At 63.1% G+C, this 22,884-nt stretch carries 17 protein-coding genes and 1 tRNA gene; 8 read left to right on the top strand and 10 right to left on the bottom strand.

Features of this window, described 5'->3' with window-relative positions; genetic code table 11:
* Positions 1-94: 94 nt before the first annotated feature.
* Genes AC07WT_RS04730 through AC07WT_RS04720 form a run of 3 tightly spaced genes read right to left on the bottom strand, consistent with a single transcriptional unit; the run spans position 95 to position 5,062 of the window.
* Positions 95-1,012 carry a peptidylprolyl isomerase gene (locus AC07WT_RS04730; protein WP_494946227.1) on the bottom strand — a complete coding sequence of 306 codons (918 nt, stop codon included), beginning with the start codon at positions 1,010-1,012 and terminating at the stop codon, positions 95-97.
* A gap of 10 nt (positions 1,013-1,022) precedes the next feature.
* Positions 1,023-2,864, bottom strand: coding sequence for a ShlB/FhaC/HecB family hemolysin secretion/activation protein (locus tag AC07WT_RS04725; protein ID WP_494946226.1), 1,842 nt, complete (start codon positions 2,862-2,864; stop codon positions 1,023-1,025).
* A gap of 8 nt (positions 2,865-2,872) precedes the next feature.
* Positions 2,873-5,062: a two-partner secretion domain-containing protein gene (locus tag AC07WT_RS04720; RefSeq protein WP_494946225.1), complete on the bottom strand. Its 2,190-nt coding sequence runs from the start codon at positions 5,060-5,062 to the stop codon at positions 2,873-2,875.
* Positions 5,063-5,607: 545 nt separating this feature from the next.
* On the opposite strand from AC07WT_RS04720, the gene AC07WT_RS04715 reads away from it, so the two are divergent.
* Positions 5,608-6,147, top strand: a complete 540-nt coding sequence (locus AC07WT_RS04715; RefSeq protein WP_494946224.1) for a DUF2844 domain-containing protein — start codon at positions 5,608-5,610, stop codon at positions 6,145-6,147.
* 29 nt (positions 6,148-6,176) lie between these two features.
* Positions 6,177-7,520, top strand: coding sequence for a DUF3443 family protein (locus tag AC07WT_RS04710; protein ID WP_494946223.1), 1,344 nt, complete (start codon positions 6,177-6,179; stop codon positions 7,518-7,520).
* A gap of 266 nt (positions 7,521-7,786) precedes the next feature.
* Here AC07WT_RS04710 and AC07WT_RS04705 read toward each other — a convergent pair.
* The 4 genes from AC07WT_RS04705 to speB all read right to left on the bottom strand — a co-directional run bounded on the left by AC07WT_RS04705 (position 7,787) and on the right by speB (position 12,154).
* Positions 7,787-7,876 (bottom strand) — tRNA-Ser (locus AC07WT_RS04705).
* A 166-nt stretch (positions 7,877-8,042) separates the two neighbouring features.
* Positions 8,043-9,338 (bottom strand): serine--tRNA ligase, encoded by a 1,296-nt coding sequence (serS, locus tag AC07WT_RS04700; protein ID WP_492591059.1) that lies wholly within the window; start codon positions 9,336-9,338, stop codon positions 8,043-8,045.
* 146 nt (positions 9,339-9,484) lie between these two features.
* The gene (locus tag AC07WT_RS04695; RefSeq protein ID WP_494946222.1) at positions 9,485-10,798 is read right to left on the bottom strand and encodes a replication-associated recombination protein A; all 1,314 of its coding nucleotides are present in this window, start codon (positions 10,796-10,798) and stop codon (positions 9,485-9,487) included.
* Positions 10,799-11,164: 366 nt separating this feature from the next.
* A complete protein-coding gene (speB, locus tag AC07WT_RS04690) occupies positions 11,165-12,154 on the bottom strand; it encodes an agmatinase (protein ID WP_492591061.1) in 990 nt (329 codons plus the stop codon).
* A 159-nt stretch (positions 12,155-12,313) separates the two neighbouring features.
* Here speB and AC07WT_RS04685 point away from each other — a divergent pair, with 159 nt between their 5' ends.
* Positions 12,314-13,234: a LysR family transcriptional regulator gene (locus tag AC07WT_RS04685; protein ID WP_494946221.1), complete on the top strand. Its 921-nt coding sequence runs from the start codon at positions 12,314-12,316 to the stop codon at positions 13,232-13,234.
* Positions 13,235-13,329: 95 nt separating this feature from the next.
* Here the strand turns inward: AC07WT_RS04685 and lolA are convergent, their stop codons facing one another.
* Together lolA and AC07WT_RS04675 are read right to left on the bottom strand one after the other, a co-directional pair.
* On the bottom strand, positions 13,330-14,073 hold the full coding sequence (gene lolA, locus AC07WT_RS04680) for an outer membrane lipoprotein chaperone LolA (protein WP_492591063.1): 744 nt from the start codon (positions 14,071-14,073) through the stop codon (positions 13,330-13,332).
* A 222-nt stretch (positions 14,074-14,295) separates the two neighbouring features.
* Positions 14,296-16,611: a DNA translocase FtsK gene (locus AC07WT_RS04675; protein ID WP_494946220.1), complete on the bottom strand. Its 2,316-nt coding sequence runs from the start codon at positions 16,609-16,611 to the stop codon at positions 14,296-14,298.
* A 420-nt stretch (positions 16,612-17,031) separates the two neighbouring features.
* Between AC07WT_RS04675 and trxB the strand changes: the two genes are divergently transcribed.
* From trxB to AC07WT_RS04650, 5 genes are all read left to right on the top strand, one after another.
* Positions 17,032-18,030: a thioredoxin-disulfide reductase gene (gene trxB, locus AC07WT_RS04670; protein WP_494946219.1), complete on the top strand. Its 999-nt coding sequence runs from the start codon at positions 17,032-17,034 to the stop codon at positions 18,028-18,030.
* Between the two features lie 227 nt (positions 18,031-18,257).
* Entirely contained in the window at positions 18,258-19,025 is a 768-nt protein-coding gene (locus AC07WT_RS04665; protein ID WP_494946218.1) for a Smr/MutS family protein, read from the top strand.
* Positions 19,026-19,035: 10 nt separating this feature from the next.
* A complete protein-coding gene (locus tag AC07WT_RS04660; RefSeq protein WP_492591067.1) occupies positions 19,036-19,659 on the top strand; it encodes a trimeric intracellular cation channel family protein in 624 nt (207 codons plus the stop codon).
* Positions 19,660-19,863: 204 nt separating this feature from the next.
* Positions 19,864-20,523 carry a glutathione S-transferase family protein gene (locus AC07WT_RS04655; protein WP_494946217.1) on the top strand — a complete coding sequence of 220 codons (660 nt, stop codon included), beginning with the start codon at positions 19,864-19,866 and terminating at the stop codon, positions 20,521-20,523.
* 170 nt (positions 20,524-20,693) lie between these two features.
* Positions 20,694-21,614 (top strand): LysR family transcriptional regulator, encoded by a 921-nt coding sequence (locus AC07WT_RS04650; protein ID WP_492591069.1) that lies wholly within the window; start codon positions 20,694-20,696, stop codon positions 21,612-21,614.
* 79 nt (positions 21,615-21,693) lie between these two features.
* Here the strand turns inward: AC07WT_RS04650 and AC07WT_RS04645 are convergent, their stop codons facing one another.
* Positions 21,694-22,809: an ABC transporter ATP-binding protein gene (locus tag AC07WT_RS04645; protein ID WP_494946216.1), complete on the bottom strand. Its 1,116-nt coding sequence runs from the start codon at positions 22,807-22,809 to the stop codon at positions 21,694-21,696.
* Positions 22,810-22,884 lie beyond the last annotated feature (75 nt).

The raw sequence follows: 22,884 nt of genomic DNA, 5'->3' as shown, positions 1-22,884 counted from the left end.
CGGCACTTCTTCTTCACCGTTCCGGGCGACCAACCCGGAGCGGCGTGGCAGCGGTTTTAATCCCGTCCGCTGCCCCCCCTGGAATACGAGGCTCTTATTGCTGCTGAATCCGTGCGTTCTTCATCAGATCGACCACCACCTGTGCCGTGGCCTTCTCCAGCGCGACCTGCTCGAGCTGCTTGCGCAAGGTGTCCTTGATCTGGTCGTACTGCGGAATCTGCGTCGGACGCTTTTCGTCGACCCGCAGAATCCAGTACGCGTCGCCGACCTGCACCGGCGCGCTCGACACGCCGCCTTGCGGCAGCTTGACGAGCGCTTCGGCGAGCGGCTGCGGCCAGTTCTGCGTATTGCCCGGCTGGATCGGCGTCTTGAACGAAATCCAGTTGAGCGCGCCGCCTTGCGCCGCGCCCGGACCCTGGCTGTACTGCTTTGCGAGTTGCGCGAAGTCGGTGCCTTTCTTCAGTTGCGTCAGCACCGTTTGCGCGGTGTCCGCATCCTTGACGGCGATCGCGCTCGGCTTGTACTCGTTCTCGCCCAGGGTCGCGACGATGGTGTCGTATTTCGCCTTCACGTCGGCATCGGTCACCGGTGCAGGTTTCACCTGGTCGCGCAGATACGCAGCGGTCATCGCGGCCGTCTTCGCCTGCTCGACGGCGGCCACGACTTGCGGGCGCGATTCGTAGTGCTGTTTTTCAGCGGCCTGGCGGAACAGCTCACGCGCGATCAGCTGATTCTTCACCGACGCGCGCAATGCAGGCGTGTCCGGCACGTTCAACGCGCGCACGGCCTGGTCGAGTTGATCCTGCGTAATGACAACGTTGTTCACGCGCGCCACGCCGTTGGCAGGCAGCGGGCCGCCGGCGGCATCCGCTGCCTTGTCGGCTGAAGGTTTCGCCGACGGCTTGTTGGCCGCGTGCGCGGCGGGCAGAAAACCGGCCGCGAGACCGAGTGTGGCGAGCGTGGCAATCAGCGTCGCGTGGCGAATCCTGACTACGAGCGGACGATGTTTCATATGAACCTCTTCAGAGTGACCAGTTGAGTGTGGCGAGCAGCACGGTGGCTTTTTTTCCGAGTGCGGCGGGTTGAAGCAAGGCCTGCCCGAGCAGCACCTCGCTGGTGACGGTTTGCGTGTTGTAGCGCCATTGCGCGCGGGCGCCGACGCCGGTACCCATCAGCGTCGGCCAGCCGCCCCGTGCGACCAGATGCGATTTGCCGCCGTCGAGAAACACGTAGGGTTCGAGGCGCGCGTCATGCCAGACCGGCACGTTCTGCCAGGCGGCCTCGTTACGCAGATAGAAACCGCTGTCGCCGGCGATGCCGCCTTCGGTGAAGCCGCGCACCGAATCCATGCCGCCGAGGAAGATCTGCTCGTTGCCGAACATCGCAACGCGGCTGTACTGGGCGCGCAAGGTGCCGCGATAGGTCCATTGCGTGCCCGCCAGCGTGCCGAGCGCAACCTGCAGCGTGGCGGTGGCATCGAGTTTGGTGAACTGGCTGTGCGCGTCGGCCACGCCGATATCCGGGCCGTCGTGGCTCGCGGAGAGCCACGGCAAGCCTTGCGACACGCCGACGTCCCACGTCGCGGCCGCAGCCTGATCGCGCGCGACAAACCTGCACAAGCCGTTCAGGCCGACGCGCAATACCGTGAGGTCCTGCGGCGACAATTCGCTGCCGTTCAGACTGCGCTCCGTGCGCATTTTGGTGAGCGTGACGTCGACGCTGGTGCGGCCGGCGCGCGAGCGGGCCAACACGTCGCTCCAGCCGAGAATCTGGCTGAACGTACGGCCTTGAAGCAAAGCGACGTCGCTGATGGTCTGCTGGTATTCAGACAGCGACGTCGTGTAGCTGAAGGTCTGATAGCCGTATGGCGCCGCGGCGGAAAACACCACCGCGTTGCTGTCCTGCGTGCCGACGTAGTTGAACGACAGCGACTCCTGCAAGCCGATCAGGTTGTCCGCTTCCACGCCGGCGCGATAACGCAGCGTGCCGGTTTGCGAACTGCCGTAGTTGTCGATCCCGAGGTCGTAGAAAACGCGGTCGCCGTAGTGGTTCGTAATGGCCACCACCGAATCGCCCGGCGTCTCACCGGGCATGATCTGGATCTCGGCCTGGTTGCGGCGCAACCTGTTGATCTGGTCGACGCCCTGTTCGAGATCGGGCAGGCGCAACACGTCGCCGGGGCTGTCGCCGAAGGCCCACGCGGTGCCCGCGTCGGTCAGCAGACCGCCGCCGTGCGTCGTGTACCACGGCTCGTTCGGATCGCGCGGACGCAGTGGATGACCGTTCAGCGTGAAGGCGGACACCTTGCCGTCGACGATGTTGATCTTCAGCGTGCCGGAGGCGAGATTCTGCGCGCCGAGATACGCGCGCGTCGTGATGTAGCCGCGCGCGATGAACGCTTCGGTCACGCGGCGCAGCAGCAGGTTGATGCGATTTCGGCCGAGCTGTTTGCCGATGAACGGCGCGGCAATCTTTTCGAGCGCGGACGAGCCGAGCACGCTGTCGCCGATAAACTCGATGTGGTCGATCCTGAACAGCGGCTCGACGTCCGGCAGCGTTTCGACATCCGCGCCTTCGGGCAGATTGACCACCGTCGGTTGCGGCACCTCGATCTGCGCGGGCGGTTGCTGGATTTCCTCGCGCCGCTGGCGGTCGCGTTGTTCCTGCAACAGCCGTTGAGCCGGGTCCTGTTCGGCGCGGATAGGTGCACCGAAGGGCACGCCGCCCAATGCGGCGGCGTTCGGCAAACCCGGCGGCGTTTGCGCGAAGCCACGCGCCGCCGCCGCGCCGGCGAGTATCGCCAGCGTGCAGCGCGCGAGCTGGGGTGCGCGGCGCTTGATAGCGCGCTTTATGGCCCGCGTCATAGGCGGCTTCATAGCCCGAACCACGACACGAGCCCGAGGTGGTTGTGATTGCCGATCGTGACCGGCGCGGTGTACGGCTTGCGTATCGTGTTGACGCCGCCGGCCGCCTGAATACCGCCCGGCGCGTTGAACACGCCGCCGTCGATATCGGCCTCGCCCGTCAATTGGACCTGACCCGAACCGCCAATGAAGAGGCCGCCGGTATCGGCCGCGAAGATCGCCGACCATGCGTTGCCGAACCACGCCTTGAGGTCGTGCGTGCGGTTAATCGCGGCGTAGCCGAGTACGGCTTGTGCGAGAGTTCTCGGGGCGTCGAGTTTAAGCGCGCCTTCTGCCGACACGAGGCCACCCGTATTGGTGATCTGCGTGCCCGCTTTCAGATTGATGTCATTGTTTGCCTGAATCACGCCGCCGTAGCCCTGCACGCTGCTCGACGAACTCGAACTGCAGAAAATGAAACACGTTCGATGAAACGACGCCTGGCCGGTAAAGATGGCCTGCGTCAGCAACTGGTCGCGCGCGGTGATTGAAATCGAGCCGCCGGCCGTCGGGCTCTTCGGATCGACTTGCGCGAGTATCGTGCCGCCGATGTTGTGAACGTTCTGCGCGGCAACCGTCACGTTGCCGGCGTTGGCAGTCATGTACGAGAGTTTGGTCGGATCGGCGATCGCGCCGTAGTCGACGTTGAAACCGTCGTCGCGATGTTCGACGAAAATCAGGCGCCAGCTGCGGTCCGAATAGCTGACCGGCGCGCCGCCGTTCACACCGGTCGAATGATCGACGATGTTGTCGACGTCGCCGCCAGCGGTGATCGTCAGGTTCTGGTTCGACAGAATGCGCGCGTTCCGATTCGTCACGGAACCACCGGCCGTCACGGACACATCGCCGTTCACACCGAACACGACGCCGAGCAGGCCCGTGGGCGTCGACTGGTTCAACACGTTGCCCGTCGCATTCAGCGTGACCGCACCGAGCGACGCCGAATCGAGGGTGTTCTTCTGCTGGCCCTGGATCAGCGAACCGACGTTGGTGATGTCGCCGGTGCTGGTCAGCACCACGCCGCTGGTCGCCGAAGCGATCACCGCTTGCGCCGTGGCGTCCTGTGCGAGCGCGATGCCCGCGCCGCTCACATCGATGCCGGCGTCGGCAAGCAGGCTGCTGCCGGTCAGGCTGACCGCACCGCTTGCGGTCAGCGTCGCCGAGCCGTTGCTCGCTTTCAGCTTCATATCCGACAACGCGACGCTGTCCTGCACCTGCAGATCGAGGTTGTTCTGCGCCGTCAGCGACGTGTTCGAGAACTGCACCGAACCGTTCGACGACAGCGTGAAATCGCCGAGCGTCGCGTTCATCGGCCCGGCGCTGCGCACGCCGGGGCCTTTGTCGGTGACGATCAGTTGCACGCGCCCGCTCGTGAGGCTGCCGGCGGCGGTGATGTCGATGGCGAATGAACTGGCGGTGGCCGCGCTCGCGGACGGACTCAATGTAAGCCAGTCGTTGCTGTTGTCGTTCGGCGAAACCGCCGTATTCAGCGTGACGTGACTGCTGCCGGCCACGGCGCGCACGTAGGCGGTCTGCGACGTGAAGCCATTGGTGAGCGGCCCGTTGATCTGCACATTCTTCGCGATCAGATCGAGTCCGATCAGCGCGCTCGACAGTCCCTGCGGCCCGACGACAATCGTGCCGGTCGCCGTGTCGAGCACGACGTCGCGTTCCGGGAGGCCCGCGACCGGCGTCGAGTCCTTGAAGCTGACCGTGCCAGTGGTCAGCGCGAGGCGCCCGGTGTTGACGAACGATCCGCCATTCACCGTAATCCCGTTGGGATTGGCCAATACGACGTTAGCACGCGAGCCGAGCACTTCGATCGGCCCACTAATCACGCTGGGATTCGTACTGGTAACCTGATTGACAATCGTCCGGGCATTAATGCCGACGTTATTCAGCGCGGCGCCGGCCGCGCTTACATTGAAACTGCTATAGGTGTTATTCGACACGCCGGCGAAGGCCGGCGCGATATTGACCGTTTGACGGCCATTCGCCGCGGTTGAAACGATGGTCGCCGTCCCACCGTCGACGATGATGCCCGCCGCTCTGCCAACAAGCGGAAAGAACGCTATCAGACAGGTAGAAAATTGAATGGCGCGGTAAATGGCGCGCCAGCTCTCGTAACTGGGGAGCTGAAACTGATGCCGACTTTCCATACAACAACCCCGCCCCGCTCGTACATGCGGACTCTTGTTCTGCTTGATTTTTCGGAACCAGAGAAGTCAGATCTGGCTTTTGTATTACGAATGTCGGCAGATTGACGGGAATCTTTAGTAAGTTATTTAAACAATTTTCTTTCGTTTACATTACGAATAAGAGGTACTTCAGACTCGGCTTTTCAAAACGCCCATATTCACCTGAAATGCGCCGTGTAAGCACAACGCACATAATCCTGAGATCCGGGTTGATCAGTATCTGGGATAACGGAAACAGCTAAACTGCCAATAGTCGACGTCTGCGCAATTCGGGTATGCATGAAGCATAAAAATAACGGCCAATATATACAGTGCTGCTGCCCCGAATTACCCTGGATAACTTTCATCACGCTATCGGTCCCGCAAAATTGGGGCTAAATAGAGCCTATTCCAGGCCGCTATTCGTCGGATCAAATTATTACCGGAGGGTAATAATGCTTACCGTGCGCGCATCCGCGCTGCAACGTGGTGGCGCACGCCCAGACCAAAAAAACCCGATCAACAATATGGCCATCAATTCAATTAGAGGCATTGCCGCGACCGCGGTGATCGCAACCAGCGTCGGGGCGGCGCTTGCAGCCCTGCCGGCATACGGCGCATTGGGGAGCGCGCCGACTTACTCGAGCGGCATCCGCACCGACGGCAGCACGACGACGACCCGCGCCGGCACCGCCGCCAGCGCATCGTTTGCCGCGCGCCTCGCGCAGGCATCGGGCGTCGCGTCCGCCGCGTACACCGTCAACGAGACGACGATGGCGTCCGGCACCGTCATCCGCGAGTACGTCGCGCAGAACAACGCTGTGTTCGCAATCAGCTGGAAGGGTCCGACGATGGCGCCGCTCAACACGCTGCTCGGCGACTATTTTCCGTCCTACACCCAGGGGCTCGCAGACATCCACGCCGCGCAAGGCGGCGGTTACGGCCCGGCCGCAGTGCGCCAGACCGGCCTAGTGGTCGAAACCGGCGGCCACATGGGCGCGTTCCATGGCCGTGCCTACCTGCCGCAAGCGCTGCCGCAAGGCTTGAGCGCCGACGATATCCAATAACCGGCAACAAGATCAAACGAGAGAAAGCAATGCGCAAATTCGCGTGGATTCTGGCCGCGACGCTCGGCCTGTGTCTGACTGCATGCGGCGGCGGTGGCGGCAGCTCGTCGACTACCGCGACATCCGGTTCGTCGACCAGCAGTGGCTCCACAACCAGCAGCGGCTCCACAACCAGCGGCTCCACAACCAGCAGCTCGACGTCCAGCAACACGACCACGTCGAGCAACACCCTCGCGGTCGACGCGTCGGCCGTGCCGACGCTGGCCGGTTCGTCGAACACGGTGGCCATGACGGTGTCGAGTACCGGTATCCGCAATCAACCGATGGTGAATGTCACGATCTGCGCGCCCGGTTCAAGCGGCGCGACGAACTGCTCGACCATCTCGAACGTGCTGGTGGATACAGGCTCGTATGGCCTGCGGCTCTTCGAGTCGGCGATGCCGACCACGACGTTCAACAGCCTGACGGCTGAAACCGATTCGTCCAGTAGCCTGCCGCTCGCCGAATGCGCGCTGTTCGGCAGCGGCTACGCGTGGGGCACGGTACATACGGCGGACGTGAAGATGGGTGGCGAACTGGCTTCCAGCGTACCGATTCACGTGATGACCGATCCCAACCTGGCGATCTCGGCTCCCACCGAATGCAAGGTCGGCACCGCGATCGACTCGCCCAGCGCGCTCGGTGCAAACGGCATCCTCGGTATCGGCGTGGCGCCGCAAGACTGCGGCTCGTCATGCGCGAACGCCACCACGCCGATCACGCAGCATTACTACACCAATGCGGGCACTGCGGTGAACGTCGCGACGACTGCTCAGGTCGCCAACCCCGTGTACCTGTTTTCCCAGGACAACAACGGTGTGATCATCGAGATGGCCCAGGTGTCCGACAGCGGCAGCGCGACCGCGGCCGGCACGCTCGTGTTCGGGATCGACACGCAGAGCAATAACGTATTGTCCGGCGCCGGTGCGACGCTGATTCCCACTGACATCAACGGCAACTTCACGGCGACGTTCAATGGCAAGACGCTGAGCAGCGGGGCGTTCTTCGATTCCGGCTCGACCGCGCTGTTCTTCCAGGATTCGACGATCACGCACAACGCCTCGATGTTCTACACGCCGAGTACGATGTTGGGCCGCTCGGCAACGCTCGCATCGACGAGTCCGGCGAATGCGACGTTCGGCTTCAACATCGCAAACGCGGCGACTCTCCTCGCGGGCTCTAACAACGCGTTTAACAACCTCGGCCTCTACATGAACAGCGATCTCGACTTCGGGATTCCGGCGTTCTACGGGAGGCATGTGTACTACGGCATCAGCGGCCGCAGTTCGACGGGCGGCGGCACCGGGCCGTATGTGGCGTACGTGTCGAATTGACCACGCTGGTGTAAGTGCTGGGTGACTGCCGGCGCGGGCTGCGGTTTTGTGCAGCCTGCTGCCGGTTTTCTGTTTTGTCGTGGCTGACGGTCCTTGGGTCTAAAGTAAACGCAAAGTTTTTTTATGCACTTGATAGCGCAGTATTGCCAGGGAAGTGCAGTTTCGAGAAGTCTTTTCAGGGGTCTCAAAACTGAGGAGATGGACGGCGGGTTTTTTGGCGGGTAGAAACGAAAACAGGCCCCGAAGGGCCTGTAGTCTTGATGTCTTGGCGGAAAGGGTGAGATTCGAACTCACGGTACCCCTAAAGGTACACTGGATTTCGAGTCCAGCGCATTCGACCACTCTGCCACCTTTCCGGGTTTTCCAACTCACAAAACTCACAACAGCGAGGCTGTTTCGTCAGATCCAAGCGGGTCGTTGCTTGGGAGAGAAAGATTATAGAACAGCTGAATTCGATTTCCAAGCCCCTCTGACAAAAAATCTTCAAAGAGGCCCGTCAATCGAACCAACGCAGTAGCAGTTTCACCCTGCCGCGACTTCCAGCCGTTCCACGCCGCCCAGATAAGGCCGCAGCGCCGCCGGCACCGTGACCGAGCCATCCGCGTTCTGGAAGTTCTCCAGCACCGCGACCAGCGTCCGGCCAACAGCGAGACCCGAGCCGTTCAGCGTATGCACCAGCTCCGGCTTGCCTTGCGCATTGCGATAACGCGCCTGCATCCGGCGCGCCTGGAACGACTCCGTATTCGAGCAGCTCGAAATCTCGCGGTAGGTATTCTGCGCGGGCAGCCAAACCTCCAGGTCATAGGTCTTGGAAGCCGAGAAACCCATGTCGCCCGTGCACAGCGTAATCACGCGGTACGGCAACTCGAGCTTCTGCAAGATCGTCTCCGCATGGCCGACCATCTGCTCGAGCGCGTCATACGACGTTTCCGGCGCGACGATCTGCACCATCTCGACCTTGTCAAACTGATGCTGGCGGATCATGCCGCGCGTGTCGCGGCCATACGAGCCCGCTTCCGAGCGGAAGCACGGCGAATGCGCGGTCAGCTTGATCGGCAGAGCGCTCGCTTCGACGATGCTGTCGCGCACCGTGTTCGTCAGCGAAATTTCCGACGTCGAAATCAGATACTGCGTGACCGTGTTCTCGCCACCGCCCTTCTCGACGCGGAACATGTCGTCGGCAAATTTCGGCAGTTGGCCGGTGCCGTACAGAATCTCCGGATTCACGATGTACGGCGTGTAAATCTCGGTGTAGCCGTGCTGCTGCGTATGCGTGTCGATCATGAACTGCGCGAGCGCACGGTGCAGCCGCGCAATCTGTCCGCGCAGCATCGTGAAGCGCGCGCCCGAGAGCTTTGCGCCGGTCTCGAAGTCGAGGCCGAGCGGCGTGCCGACATCGACGTGATCCTTCACCTCGAAGTCGAACTGACGCGGCGTGCCCCAGCGGCGCACTTCGACGTTGTCGACTTCGTCCTTGCCCGCCGGCACGCTTTCGTGCGGCAGGTTCGGCACGCCGAGCAGCAGGTCGGACAGACGCTTCTGGATATCGTCGAGCTGAGCCGCCGATGCCTTCATCGCGTCGCCGAGACCGCCCACTTCAGCCATCACCGCCGAAGTATCCTCGCCCCGCCCTTTCATCGCGCCGATCTGCTTCGACAGGCTGTTGCGGCGCGCCTGCATTTCTTCGGTACGGGTCTGGGTGTCGCGGCGTTCCGCTTCGAGCGCGGTGAACGCCGCCACGTCGAGGGTATAGCCGCGGTCGGCGAGGCGCTTCGCGACGCCGTCGAGGTCTTTGCGCAGCAGCTGAATGTCGAGCATGAGATGGGGCGGGTGTTCGTTGTATGAAGGTGGGATTTTAGCGCACCGGCGCGGGCGGCCGGTGCGTTAGATGGGCAAGGCGCGCGGAATGCGGCCGCGGCCGCGGAACGCGCCGCGAAAACGCTCAGCCCTCGGTCAGCCCTCGGTCAGCCCTTTTTAGGCTTGTTCTCGCTGCGCCACCGCGCGTCCAGTTCGGCCAGACGCGCCATCTTGTCGCCGATCTTGCCTTCGAGACCGCGCGGCGTCGGCTCGTACCAATGCGGGTCGCGCACGTTGTCCGGCAGATAGGTTTCGCCGGCCGCATACGCATCCGGTTCGTCATGCGCATAGCGGTATTCGTGACCGTAGCCGAGTTCCTTCATCAGCTTGGTCGGAGCGTTGCGCAGATGCACCGGCACGCTGCGCGACTGGTCCTTGCTGACGAAACGGCGCGCCTCGTTGTATGCGTTGTACCCGGCGTTCGATTTCGGCGCGACCGCCAGGTAGATGATCGCCTGCGCCAACGCCAATTCGCCTTCGGGCGTGCCGAGGCGCTCGTAGGTTTCGGCGGCATCGAGTGCGATACGGGCCGCGCGCGGATCGGCCAAACCGATGTCTTCCCACGCCATCCGCACGATGCGTCGCGCGAGATAACGCGGGTCCGCGCCGCCGTCGAGCATCCGGCAGAACCAGTACAGCGCGCCATCCGGGCTGCTGCCGCGCACCGATTTATGCAGCGCGCTGATCTGGTCGTAGAATGCGTCGCCGCCTTTGTCGAAGCGGCGCAGATTCTCCGCGAGCGCGCTGCCGAGCAAAGCGCCGTCGATTTCCGTGGTCTTCTGCTGTGAGGCCGCGCGCGCAACGATTTCGAGGTTATTGAGCAGCTTGCGGCCGTCGCCGTCGGCGGAACCGATCAGCGCGTCGCGCGCTTCGTCGGTGAACGTGAGGCCGCCGAGTTCTTTCTGCGCGCGCTCGAGCAGTTCACGCTGCTCTTCGTCGGTCAGGCTCTTCAGCACGTAGACCGCGGCTCGCGAAAGCAACGCGCTATTCACCTCGAACGACGGATTCTCGGTCGTCGCGCCGACGAACACGAACAGCCCCGACTCGACGTGCGGCAAGAACGCGTCTTGCTGACTCTTGTTGAAGCGATGCACTTCGTCGACGAACACCAGCGTCTGATGCCCGTTCGCGCGATGAATCTGCGCGGTTTCGACGGCTTCGCGGATATCCTTCACGCCGGAAAGCACCGCGGACAACGCGATGAACTCAGCGTGAAACGCGTCGGCCATGAGCCGCGCGAGCGTGGTCTTGCCGACGCCGGGCGGGCCCCAGAGGATCATCGAATGGGCTTCGCCGGATTCGAATGCGACCCGCAGCGGCTTGTTCGGGCCGAGCAGGTGCGTCTGGCCGATCACTTCGTCGATATTGCGGGGCCGCAGGCGTTCGGCGAGCGGAACATTGGCACGGGTTTCTTCAAACATGACGTTTTGGGGATAATCTCGGCTTTTCCGGACGCTGTCCGTATGAAGGCGGCGTGCTGCCGGATGAGCAAAGCCGGCACGCAAAGGTGCGGGCAACGTCCCGCATTATGACAGTGACGGCGCCCGGGCGACGGACGCGCGGATCGGGCTGCTGCGTTTGCGCGGCAAATCCAGCTAAAAAATCAGACAACATCGGAAGCAACGTCAGCAACGCTGCCCGCACTTGCGATCGGCGCGGTGGGTTATCTGGCGTTCGTATCGGCTCGAAAGACTGCATACGCTTAGGTTTCCAAACTCACCGCGACAAACAGAAAAGGCCTGCATTTGCAGGCCTTTTCCTTTCACGCAGCATCAACGTTCGTCAGTTCAACGCGTAGAGGCGCGATACTCGACACCCGGCAACACGCACAGCAATTCGAAGGCGAGATTCGCGCCGAGCAGCGCGGTCGTGCCGAACGGATCATACGGCGGCGCCACCTCGACCAGATCGCAGCCGACGATGTTCAGCCCGTGCGAGCCGCGAATGATTTCCAGCGCCTGCGGCACCGTCAAACCGGCGATTTCCGGCGTGCCCGTACCCGGCGCGAACGCCGGATCGATCCCGTCGATATCGAACGTGATGTACACCGGAGCGTCGCCCATCCGTTCGCGCACGCGCGCCATCAACGGCACCAGCGACTGGTTCCAGCACGCCTCGACCTGCACGACTTCGAAGCCCTGATCGCGGCACCAGTCGAAATCTTCCGCGGCGTAGCCGGTGCCGCGCAGACCGATCTGCACGACGCGGTCGCAATCCAGCAAACCCTCTTCCACCGCGCGGCGAAACGGCGTGCCATGCGCGATCTTCTCGCCCATCATCGTGTCGTTGACGTCCGCGTGCGCGTCGACGTGAATCAGGCCGACCTTGCCGTGCTTGCGATGAATTGCGCGCAGGATCGGCAGCGCGATCGTGTGGTCGCCGCCCAGCGTGATCGGCTTGCAATCGTGCTGGAGGATTTCGTCGTACGCGGTTTCGATGCGCTTGATCGAATCGTGCAGGTTGTACGGATTGATCGCGACGTCGCCGATATCGGCCACGCGCAGCGAATCGAACGGCGCGGCGCGCGTGGCCATGTTGTACGGGCGCAGCAGCACCGATTCGCTGCGGATCTGGCGCGGCCCGAAGCGCGCGCCGGTGCGGTTCGAGGTGCCGAGATCGAACGGCACGCCGACGAAACAGGCGTCGAGCCCTTCGGCCGAGCCGACGTTCGGCAGCCGCATCATCGTCGCGATGCCGCCGCAGCGGGGCATCGCGTTGCCGGACAGCGGTTGCGGCCGTTCGCCGGCTTCGGGGGAAATGAAGGAAGAAGTATTCATCGTGTCTCGGCAATGAAAAGGGGCACTAAGCCAATAGGGTGCAACCGGCCGAGGGAAAAGCACCTTGCCGGGCGAATCTCGATTCTTGAGCAGTTTTCGCGAAGTTAAAATACGAACAGAATAAACTTAACATCGATCCTTAACGATGTATCCCGATGTATGTTCTCCCAACTCACCGATCTCGACCTGCGCCTGATCCGCGTCTTCCTTGCCATTGTCGACGCCGGCGGCGTCTCGCCGGCCCAGGCGACGCTCAACGTCGGCCAGTCGACCATCAGCACACAGCTCGCCACGCTGGAAACGCGTCTTGGCTACCGGCTCTGTGAGCGCGGCCGCGGCGGCTTCAGCCTGACCGCGCGCGGCGAGCAGTTCATCGACGCGGCCCGCGCACTGTTGTCCGCCGTCGATACCTTCGGCATGCAGGCGCGCAATGTCGGCCGCAAGCTGGTCGGCACGCTCGATATCGGTATGATCGGCCACACGCCCGTATCGGCGAGCGCGCGCATCAGCGACGCGATCGGCCGGTTTCGCACGCGCGATCAGTCGGTACGGTTTTCGATTCTGGTGCGCTCGCCGGGCGAGCTGGAAGAGCTGTTGCTCAACGGCCGGATTCAGATCGGCATCGGCTATTTCTGGCACCGCGTGCCGTCGCTCGAATACACCGAAGTGTTCGCCGAAGATCAGTTCGCGTATTGCGCGAAAGGGCATCCTTTGTTCACTTCGGCCGGTGAGGTGTCGCCCGCTGAAGCCGCGGCTCACGAATGGGCGTGGCGCAGTTATCCGTTGCCCGAGGCAGAGAGTTCGACCACGCCGCAGAACGTCACCGCCGTCGCGGACAACATGGAAGCGGTCGCGATGCTGGTGTTCTCAGGCCATCATCTCGGCTATTTGCCGGGGCATTTTGCGGCGCCGTTCGTCAAGCAAGGTTTGCTCGCCGCGTTGAACCCGGCAAAGATGCGTTACCGCGTCGCGTTTCATATGGTCACGCGGGCCCGGCAGCATCGCACGGATATCGTCGAGGCGTTTATCGACGATATGAAAGCCGCGCATCCGGTTCAGGCGCTGGAAGTGGATGGGTAACAGTACTGCCCCGGGTACTGCGCAGCACATGCCGCGAACAAAAAAACCGCGCATTGAATGCGCGGTTTTTTTCATTGCGTAGCCAGATGTGCGGGTTATCCGTGGATCACGTCCGCGCCCTTCGGCACCGTGAACTTGAACGCATCCGCCGGCAACGGCGGGTTCTTCTGAATGTTGGAGAACGTCAGCAATGTGACGTTGCCGAACACGTCGTGCAATTCCATCGCTTCGAGATTGCCGTCCTTGAAGCCAATGCCGACGCGCTGGAATTGCGTGTCTTTTGCCTTCGGCGTGAGTTCGAGCCAATCGATGCCGGCCTTCACGCCCGCATCGCGCAGCGTGAAGTTCTTGTCCAGATCGTTGCTGCCGAACAGGATCGCGGCCGGGCTCGCGCCGAGCGCGCCGCCAAGGCTGCGCACCGTGACCTGATTCAGATCCTTGTCGTACACGTAGAGCTTGTCGCCGTCGGCTTGCAGCAGTTGCGCATACGGCTTCTCGTATTGCCAGATGAACTTGCCGGGACGCGCGAACGTGAAGGTACCGCTCGACGTACCGCTCTTGCCGCCGCCCGTCGACAATACACCGCTCGCACCGCTTGCGCCCTGCTGCGCCTTGCTCGGCGCACGCACTTCCTGCTGCACAAAGGTGCCGCGCGCCGAGTGGACTTGCGCGACGAACGCCTTCAATTGCTCGGTGCCGCTCGCGAATGCCTGCGACGCGACCAGCATCGACGCGCCGATCGCCACACTGCCGACGCCACGCACGATCGTACGAGCGAGTTGGCCGAAACGGCTGGACTGGACACGCTGTCGAGCGTGCTGCTGCGCGAATGGCTGCATGTAGTTTTCTCCCTTGATTGAATTCGTTTGGCAGTTCCGGCGGCCGGTAGCCGGGAATCCGGCCGGCGCACGATGAGCGGCAATCGCCAGGACGGCAAGCCCAACGTGCGAACCCTTGGGAATCAGCTTAAGCAACGACTCTTAAACGACGCTTATGCCGCCTCGGCCGATTCCGCCGGCTCGTTCCGCGAGGCTGATTTCGCCAGGCCCGTTCGACTGGATTTATTCCGCTTCCCGCGCCGGCGCCAGAATCTCGCGGTTGCCGTTCGACGACATCGCCGACACCACGCCCGAGTTCTCCATCTGCTCGAGCAGGCGCGCCGCGCGGTTATAGCCGATGCGCAAATGCCGCTGCACCAGCGAGATCGACGCGCGGCGGTTCTTCAGCACCACATCGACCGCCTGGTCGTATAAGGGGTCCGACTCGCCGTCGCCTGCGCCGGTTCCGCCGGCGCCCGCGGAGCCTTCGTCGCCCTCGCCCGTCGCACCGCCTTCGAGAATGCCCTCGATATAGTTCGGCTCGCCCTGCTCCTTGAGCTTATCGACGACGCGGTGCACTTCGTCGTCCGACACGAACGCGCCATGCACGCGTACCGGCAAGCCGCTGCCCGGCGGCAGATACAGCATGTCGCCCATGCCGAGCAGCGATTCCGCGCCCTGCTGGTCGAGAATCGTGCGCGAGTCGATCTTCGACGACACCTGGAAAGCCATCCGCGTCGGCACGTTGGCCTTGATCAGGCCGGTAATCACATCCACCGACGGACGCTGCGTGGCCAGAATCAGATGGATGCCGGCCGCGCGCGCCTTCTGCGCGATCCGCGCGATCAGCTCTTCGACTTTCTTGCCGACCACCATCATCAGGTCAGCGAGTTCGTCGATCACGACGACGATGTTCGGCAGCCGCGTAAGCGGTTCCGGATCGTCCGGCGTCAGGCTGAACGGATTCGGCAATTTCTCCTCGCGCTTCGCGGCTTCGTCGATCTTGTTGTTGTAGCCGGCGAGGTTGCGCACGCCCATCTTGCTCATCAGCTTGTAGCGGCGCTCCATTTCGGCCACCGCCCAGTTCAGCGCGTGACCGGCCTGGCGCATGTCCGTGACCACCGGACACAGCAGGTGCGGAATGCCTTCGTAGACGCTCATTTCGAGCATCTTCGGATCGATCAGGATCATGCGGACCTGTTCGGCGCTCGCCTTGTAGAGCAGCGACAGGATCATCGCGTTGATCCCCACCGACTTGCCCGAACCGGTGGTGCCGGCCACCAGCAAGTGCGGCATCTTCGCGAGGTCGGCGCACACCGGCTTGCCGCCGATATCCTTGCCGAGACCCATGGTCAGCGGCGAAGCCGCATCCGCATACACCGCCGAGCCGAGAATCTCCGAGAGGCTCACGGTCTGGCGGCGCTGGTTCGGCAACTCCAGGGCCATGTAATTCTTGCCCGGAATCGTCTCGACCACGCGGATCGACACCAGCGACAGCGAGCGCGCCAGGTCCTTGGCCAGACCGACGATCTGGCTGCCCTTCACGCCCGTGGCCGGTTCGATTTCATAACGCGTGACAACCGGACCGGGATAGGCCGCGACCACGCTCACTTCGACGCCGAAGTCCTTGAGCTTTTTCTCGATCAGCCGCGACGTGAATTCGAGCGTGTCGGCGGAAATGGTTTCCTGCGCGGCCGGCGCCGCGTCCAGCAGCGAGATCGGCGGCAAGGTGGAATCGCCCGGCAGGTCCGTGAACAGCGGCACCTGGCGCTCTTTCTCGACACGCTCCGATTTGGCCGGCGTGACCACCGGCGGCACGATCATGACCGGCTCGTGCTCCTCGATCCGCACACGGCCCTTCTCGACCTTGCCTTCGCGCTTGACCGCCGCGGCTTCGCCCAATTTACGGTCGCGGCCCGCCTCGCGGCGCAGCTTGGCGAACGTGACGGCCGAAATGATCGATTCACCGACCTTTTCCGACACCGACAGCCAGGAAAAACGGAAATACAGCGACAAACCGATTCCGAGCACGATCAGCAGCGCCAAAGTGCCGCCCGTGAAGCCCAGCGCGTGCGACACCCCGCGCGCGACCGCCTCGCCGATCACACCGCCCGGCGCGCGCGGCAACTGCACTTTCAGCGACCACATGCGCAGCGCTTCGATACCGTCGCAGGCGAGCAACACCAGCACGAAGGCGAACGCGTCCGCGAGCCAGCCGGCGTCGCGCGGCGCGTCCTCCTGAAGGTCCTCGTTGCGGCTGATACGGCGGTAATTGGCGGAGATATGGCGCCCGAGCAGCACGATCCACCAGTAGGCGGACAGCCCGAACAGCAGCAGCAAGATGTCCGACGTCCATGCGCCGACGCGGCCCGCCCAGTTGGCGATATGGTCGACCTGCGCGGCGTGCGTCCAGCTCGGATCGCGCCGGCTGTAGCTGACGAGCGCCATCAGCAGGAACACGCCGAGCGCCACCTGCAAGATCCAGCGGATTTCGGTGAAAAGGCGCGACATGCGGTGCGGCAATGCCTGCGCGCTCGCGGAATAGGGAGCTTTTGCCATTGATCCTGTTGCTTGTGTGGCCAATTCGCGGCCGGAGTCGCGGCCCAAGCGGCGCCCCGCGCGGCTTCAGGCCCGGTCCCGGCTAGCGGGGACTTCGATCCGGGCTATTGTAAACGCAGTGCCGGATGCAAGGCTGTAAATGACGGTAACTTGGCCGACTGGCCAGGCAACCGCCCAGGCAACGGCCGTCCCGGCGAGTCCGAATATGCCGGCGAATGCCTGAGCGCACCTGCGCGCGCCGGAACGGGCGTACGAAGAATGCCCGCAGAATGCCTGCAGGCTATCGCGGCGATCAGAAAGCTTCATAGAGCAGGCCGGCTTGCCGGCCTTTATAATGGCGCCCTGATACCCAACTACAGTTTCAGCTCAAGTCGCGCGGCCTCGCATGGGCGAGCCCGGCGCCGTATAAGGATTTCGATCATGCCCGCATCTTCCACGAAACACGCCAAGGTTCTGATTCTCGGTTCCGGTCCCGCCGGCTATACGGCTGCGGTCTACGCGGCGCGCGCCAACCTGTCGCCGGTGCTCATCACGGGTCTGGCCCAGGGCGGCCAGCTGATGACCACGACCGACGTCGAAAACTGGCCGGCCGACGGCAACGGCGTGCAAGGCCCGGAACTGATGACGCGCTTTCTGGAGCACGCCGAGCGCTTCAACACCGAAGTCATCTTCGACCACATCCATACGGCCAAGCTGGATGAGAAGCCAATCCGCCTGATCGGCGATTCGGGCGAGTACACCTGCGACTCGCTGATCATCTCGACCGGCGCGTCGGCGCAGTATCTCGGCCTGCCGTCCGAAGAAGCGTTCATGGGCAAAGGCGTGTCGGCCTGCGCCACCTGCGACGGTTTCTTCTACAAGCAACAACATGTGGCCGTGATCGGCGGCGGCAATACCGCGGTCGAGGAAGCCCTCTATCTTTCGGGCATCGCCAAAAAGGTGACCGTGATCCATCGCCGCGACAAGTTCCGCGCCGAGCCGATCCTGATCGACCGTCTGCTCGCGAAGGAAAAAGAAGGCGTGGTGGAAATCAAGTGGAACCACACGCTCGACGAAGTGACCGGCGATCAATCCGGCGTGACCGGCCTGCGCATCAAGCACACGCAAACCGGCGACACCACCGACATCGCCTTGCAGGGCCTGTTCGTCGCGATCGGCCATAAGCCGAACACGGACATTTTTGCAGGCCAGCTGGAGATGAAGAACGGCTACATCATCACCAAGGGCGGCCTGAACGGCTTTGCAACGGCCACCAGCGTGCCGGGCGTGTTCGCCGCGGGCGACGTGCAGGATCACGTCTATCGTCAGGCGATCACCAGCGCGGGCACCGGCTGTATGGCCGCGCTCGACGCGCAACGCTATCTGGAAACCATCGACGGGATCGGCGAGCACGTGATGAGCGCGGAAGCAGAGCGCTGATCCGCGACGGTAAAATAGCGGTTGGGCGTGGCCCGGCCGCTTGCTGTATCGAAAAGGCCGCGGCTGACAAGCCAGCGGCCTTTTTTGCGTCCTTCGCTTTGCGTCCTTCGCTTTACGCTTGCTGCTCTGCGTCCTTTGTGCCTTGCTGCTGAACGATGCACCGCGACACGGTTCGAAGCGAGTGCGGCGTTGCGTGATCGATCTACTTTTCCGCGTGTATTAGCGATATGCCGAAGAATCTGCCTCATCCGAGCGAACCGAAACGCCCGCGTGCCGTTGCCAGGCCCGCGGTGGCGGCGCCCAGCCCGGCCGCGCCGGTCGTCACACCGAAGCTCGACCCCGCAGCGGGTCTTGCCGGGCTCGGCGCGCTGCGCGACGCATTGAAGGGCGAGGCGCAACGGCGTGAAAGCGAACGCGCGGCAGCCGCGGCGGCGCAACGCGAGGCCTCCGCGGACGCCGATCTGTTTCGCCGCGAGATCGGCGCGGTTGCGCCGTTAGCCGCGCCGCCGCGCGCTACGCTACCGCGCAATCCGCCGTCGCCGGTGCCGGTTCAAACCAGACTCGACGAAGAAGCCGTACTGCACGAAGCGATCTCCGATGAGTTCGACCCCGAAGTGCTGCTCGAAACCGACGAGACGCTGTCTTATTGCCGGCCAGGCGTGAGTCAGGACGTCGTGCGGAAACTGCGGCGCGGCGATTGGATCGTGCAGGCGCAAATCGATCTGCACGGCATGCGGCGCGAGGAAGCGCGCGAGGCGCTGGCCGAATTCATTCGCGAATCGGTGAAGCGCGGCTTGCGGTGTTTGCGCGTGATTCACGGCAAGGGCTTGGGGTCGGTCGGTAAAGAGCCGGTGCTGAAGGGCAAGGTACGGGCGTGGCTCGTGCAGAAAGCCGAGGTGATCGCGTTCTGTCAGGCGCGCCCTCACGACGGCGGCGCGGGCGCGGTGGTCGTGCTGCTACAGCCGGGCGCATCGCCGGCTCACGCCAGGTCCTGACGGAGTCCCGATGATCCATCCGAGGCTGACGCTCGCGCTGACCATCATGGAGGCGCTGGCTATTTTCGCGTACGCGATTTCCGGTTTCATCGAAGCGAGGACGCGACGACTCGATGCAGTGGGGACTTTTCTGGTGGCGATCGCCACGGCCTTCGGCGGCGGGACGTTGCGCGACGTGCTGCTGGAGCGCCGGCCCTTTTATTGGGTCGAGCATCAGGATTATCTGATCGCCATATTTGTGATGTCGCTGTTTGCGCCGACATTGCTGAAAATGACTTCGCGGTTGTTGTCTGAACGTGTGCTGCTGATTGCCGATGCGGTCGGGCTTGGGTTGTTCAGTATCGCGGGGACCTCGATCGCGCATGACGCGCAGATGCCGTGGTTCACGTCCGTGATGATGGGGGTGCTGACCGGCGTGTTCGGTGGCGTGATCCGCGACGTGCTCTGCAATGAAGTGCCGCTTATTTTGCGCGATTCGCGGCCGTATGCGACTTGTGCTTTTGTCGGGTGCTGGTTGTATGTGGCGCTTGATTACGTCAATCTCGATACGGTTTATAGCGTGCTGATCGCTACCGGGTTTATTTTGCTCGCCAGATTGGTGACGTTCAGGTTCGATGTGCGGTTGCCACACTGATTCTTGTTTGCCTACGGCGCGGCAAAGTCTTCGCGCCGCGGGGGGCCTCGGCGGCGCCTCGGCGAAGCGCCGCGCAGAAAACGACTTCGCCGGTGTCGATTTCTCCCCGCGTCATTCGTCGTCGGATAAAGCGGCCCTGCCGGCGGCCGTTACTCCCGCCGTTACTCCCGCCGTTACTCCTGTTCAATCGAAAAGGTGATCACGATGACTCTGAAGCTCTACGCCCACCCGTTCTCGTCGTACTCCCAAAAGGTCCTGATCGCGCTGTACGAAAACGGCACGGCATTCGATTTTCGCGTTCTGTCGCACGACGGCCCGCAAATCATGGCCGAATTCGCGGCACTGTGGCCGCTCAAGCGCTTTCCCGTGCTCGTCGACGCCGGCCGCACCGTGACGGAAGCCACCACCATCATCGAATACCTCGGCCTGTATCATCCCGGCCCCGTGGCGTTGCTTCCAGCGAACGCCCGCGCCGCGCTCGAAGTCCGCAGCATGGATCGCTTGTTCGACAACTACATTTCGACACCGCAGCAAAAGATCGTCTACGACAGTCTGCGGCCTGAGACGGAGCGTGACGTCCGCGGCGTCGCCGACGCACGCGCGATGCTCGATACCGCCTACGGCTGGCTCGACAAAACCATGGCGGAACGCGAATGGGCCGCCGGCGACACGTTCAGCCTCGCCGACTGCAGTGCCGCCCCCTCCCTGTTTTTTGCCGACTGGACGCATCGCATCGGCCCAGCGTTCCCTCACGTGCTCGCCTACCGGCAACGACTGCTGTCACGCCCGTCATTTGCGCGCGCCGTCGACGAAGCACGCCCCTATCGCCCGCTATTCCCGCTCGGCGCACCCGATCGGGATTGACCACATCGAACCGACCGCGCGCTTCCGGTGCGCCGCCCCGCGCGCGGGCATGGACGCGACAGGGACCCAAGCGCGGACGCATCGGCTTGCGCGGCTTGCCACAACAATCCTGTCAACCTATACACTTCAATTCGAAAACACCTTCCGCCAATCACTGACAAGGCATAGATATGGACCGTTTCGAGGCGATGGAGATATTTACGCGTGTGGTCGACGCCAACAGCTTCTCCAAAGTATCCGAATCGCTCGACCTGCCCCGCGCCAAAGTAAGCCGCACGATCCAGGCACTGGAAGAACACGTCGGCGTACGGCTCCTGAACCGTTCGACGCGCCAGGTCAGCGTCACCGAAGACGGCGCGCTGTTTTATGAGCGATGCGTGCGCATCCTCGCCGAAGTCGCCGACGCGGAGTCTTCGCTGTCGAACAAGCGAGAAAACCCGAGCGGCACGATTCGCGTCGATACGTCCGGCACGCTCGCCCGCGTACTGCTGCTTCCCGCGCTCGACGATTTCTACCGGCAATACCCCGAGATCGACGTGCGGCTCGGGCTGGCGGACCGCAATATCGACCTGATTCAGGACGGTGTGGACTGCGTGATCCGCATGGGTACACCGGAGGAGTCGAGTCTCGTGGCGCGGCGCATCGGCAACGCGCGGATCGTCACCTGCGCGTCGCCCGCCTATCTGGACAAATACGGCACGCCGACCACGCTGGAAGAGCTCAGCGAGCATCGCGCGGTCAACTACGTTTCCGCGCGCAGCGGCAAGACCTTCCCGTTCGAGTATCAAGTCGGCGGCGAGCTCGTCAAGGTCACGATGAAAAGCGTGCTGGCCGTGAACGACGGCACGGTCTACATGTGCGCGGGCGCGCTCGGACACGGCATCATCCAGCCGTCGCGCTTCATGGTCGCCGATCTGATCGAACAAGGCGCGCTGCAGGAGATACTCACGTCGTACGCCAGTCCGCCCACGCCGCTGTCGATTCTCTACGCGCATCGCCGTAATCTGAGCTCACGGCTGCGCGCGTTCATCGACTGGGTGACCGAACTGGCGCGCAACAATCCGGACCTGCGCAGCGCCGACGAGCACTAGCAAACCAAAGAAAAAGCCCCACACGTTTCACGACGCGTGGGGCTTTTTCAAACCGGATCGCTCAGCCAACCGCCTGTTGTCAGGCAAGCCGCTCTTCGTTGGCGGGATCGAACAGCACCGCCTTCGACGCATCGAACAACAGCGTCGTGTTCGACAACGGCTGCGGATTCGAAGCCGGGTGCACCCGGCTCACGATGCGCTTGCCGTTGACCTGCGCGAACACCAGCGTGTCCGGGCCGGTCGGCTCGATCACGTCGACCTTCACTTCGATCGGCTGCAACTTCGCGTGGTCGCCATGCGCGCCGCGCGCGTCGGTGATCCGCTCCGGGCGCAAGCCGAGGATCACGTCGCGCCCAAGATGCGACTTCACCTTCGCGGAGTCGAAAGGCAGGTTCAGGACATTGCGCGCCACGCCCGTATCCAGCTCGATGCCGACACCCGCGCCCTGCTCCACCAGCGTGCCCTGAATGAAGTTCATCGGCGGCGCGCCGATGAAGCCGGCCACGAACAGATTCGACGGCGAGTCGTAAATTTCTTGCGGCGCGCCGAACTGCTGGACGATGCCGTCTTTCATCACCGCGATCCGGTCGCCGAGCGTCATCGCTTCGATCTGATCGTGCGTCACGTAGACGATCGTCGTGCCGAGGCGTTGATGCAGCAGCTTGATTTCCGAACGCATCTCGATACGCAGTTTCGCGTCCAGATTCGACAGCGGTTCGTCGAACAGGAACATCACCGGATCGCGCGCCAATGCACGGCCCATCGCCACGCGCTGACGCTGGCCGCCGGACAGCTGGCCCGGCTTGCGGTCCAGCAGATGTGTGATCTGCAGCGTGTTCGACACACGATCGACGATCTGCGACTGTTCGCTCTTCGGCACCTTGCGGATGTTCAGCCCGAACGAGATGTTCTCGCGCACCGTCATCGACGGATACAGCGCGTACGACTGGAACACCATCGCGATGTCGCGATCTTTCGGCGACAGGTTGTTCACCGTCTTGCCATCGATCTGGATCTCGCCCTTGGTCACGGTCTCGAGGCCGGCGATCATGTTGAGCAGCGTCGACTTCCCGCAGCCCGAGCCGCCGACGAGAATCAGGAACTGGCCGTCTTCGATGTCGATATTGACACCCTTCAGAACCGGCACCCCATTCGGGTAAGTCTTGTACACGTCACGGATGGAAAGGCTTGCCATGCTGTGAATCCTCTTGTCTCTGGTACTGCTTGAAAACGTCTTGTCGGGTAACGGCGGCGCTTCGCCGAGGAAACG

It is taken from the genome of Paraburkholderia sp. GW821-FHT02A12 (genome assembly GCF_059422005.1).
The sequence above is the reverse complement of the archived record's forward strand: the minus strand, read 5'-3'. Positions and strand labels throughout refer to the sequence as shown.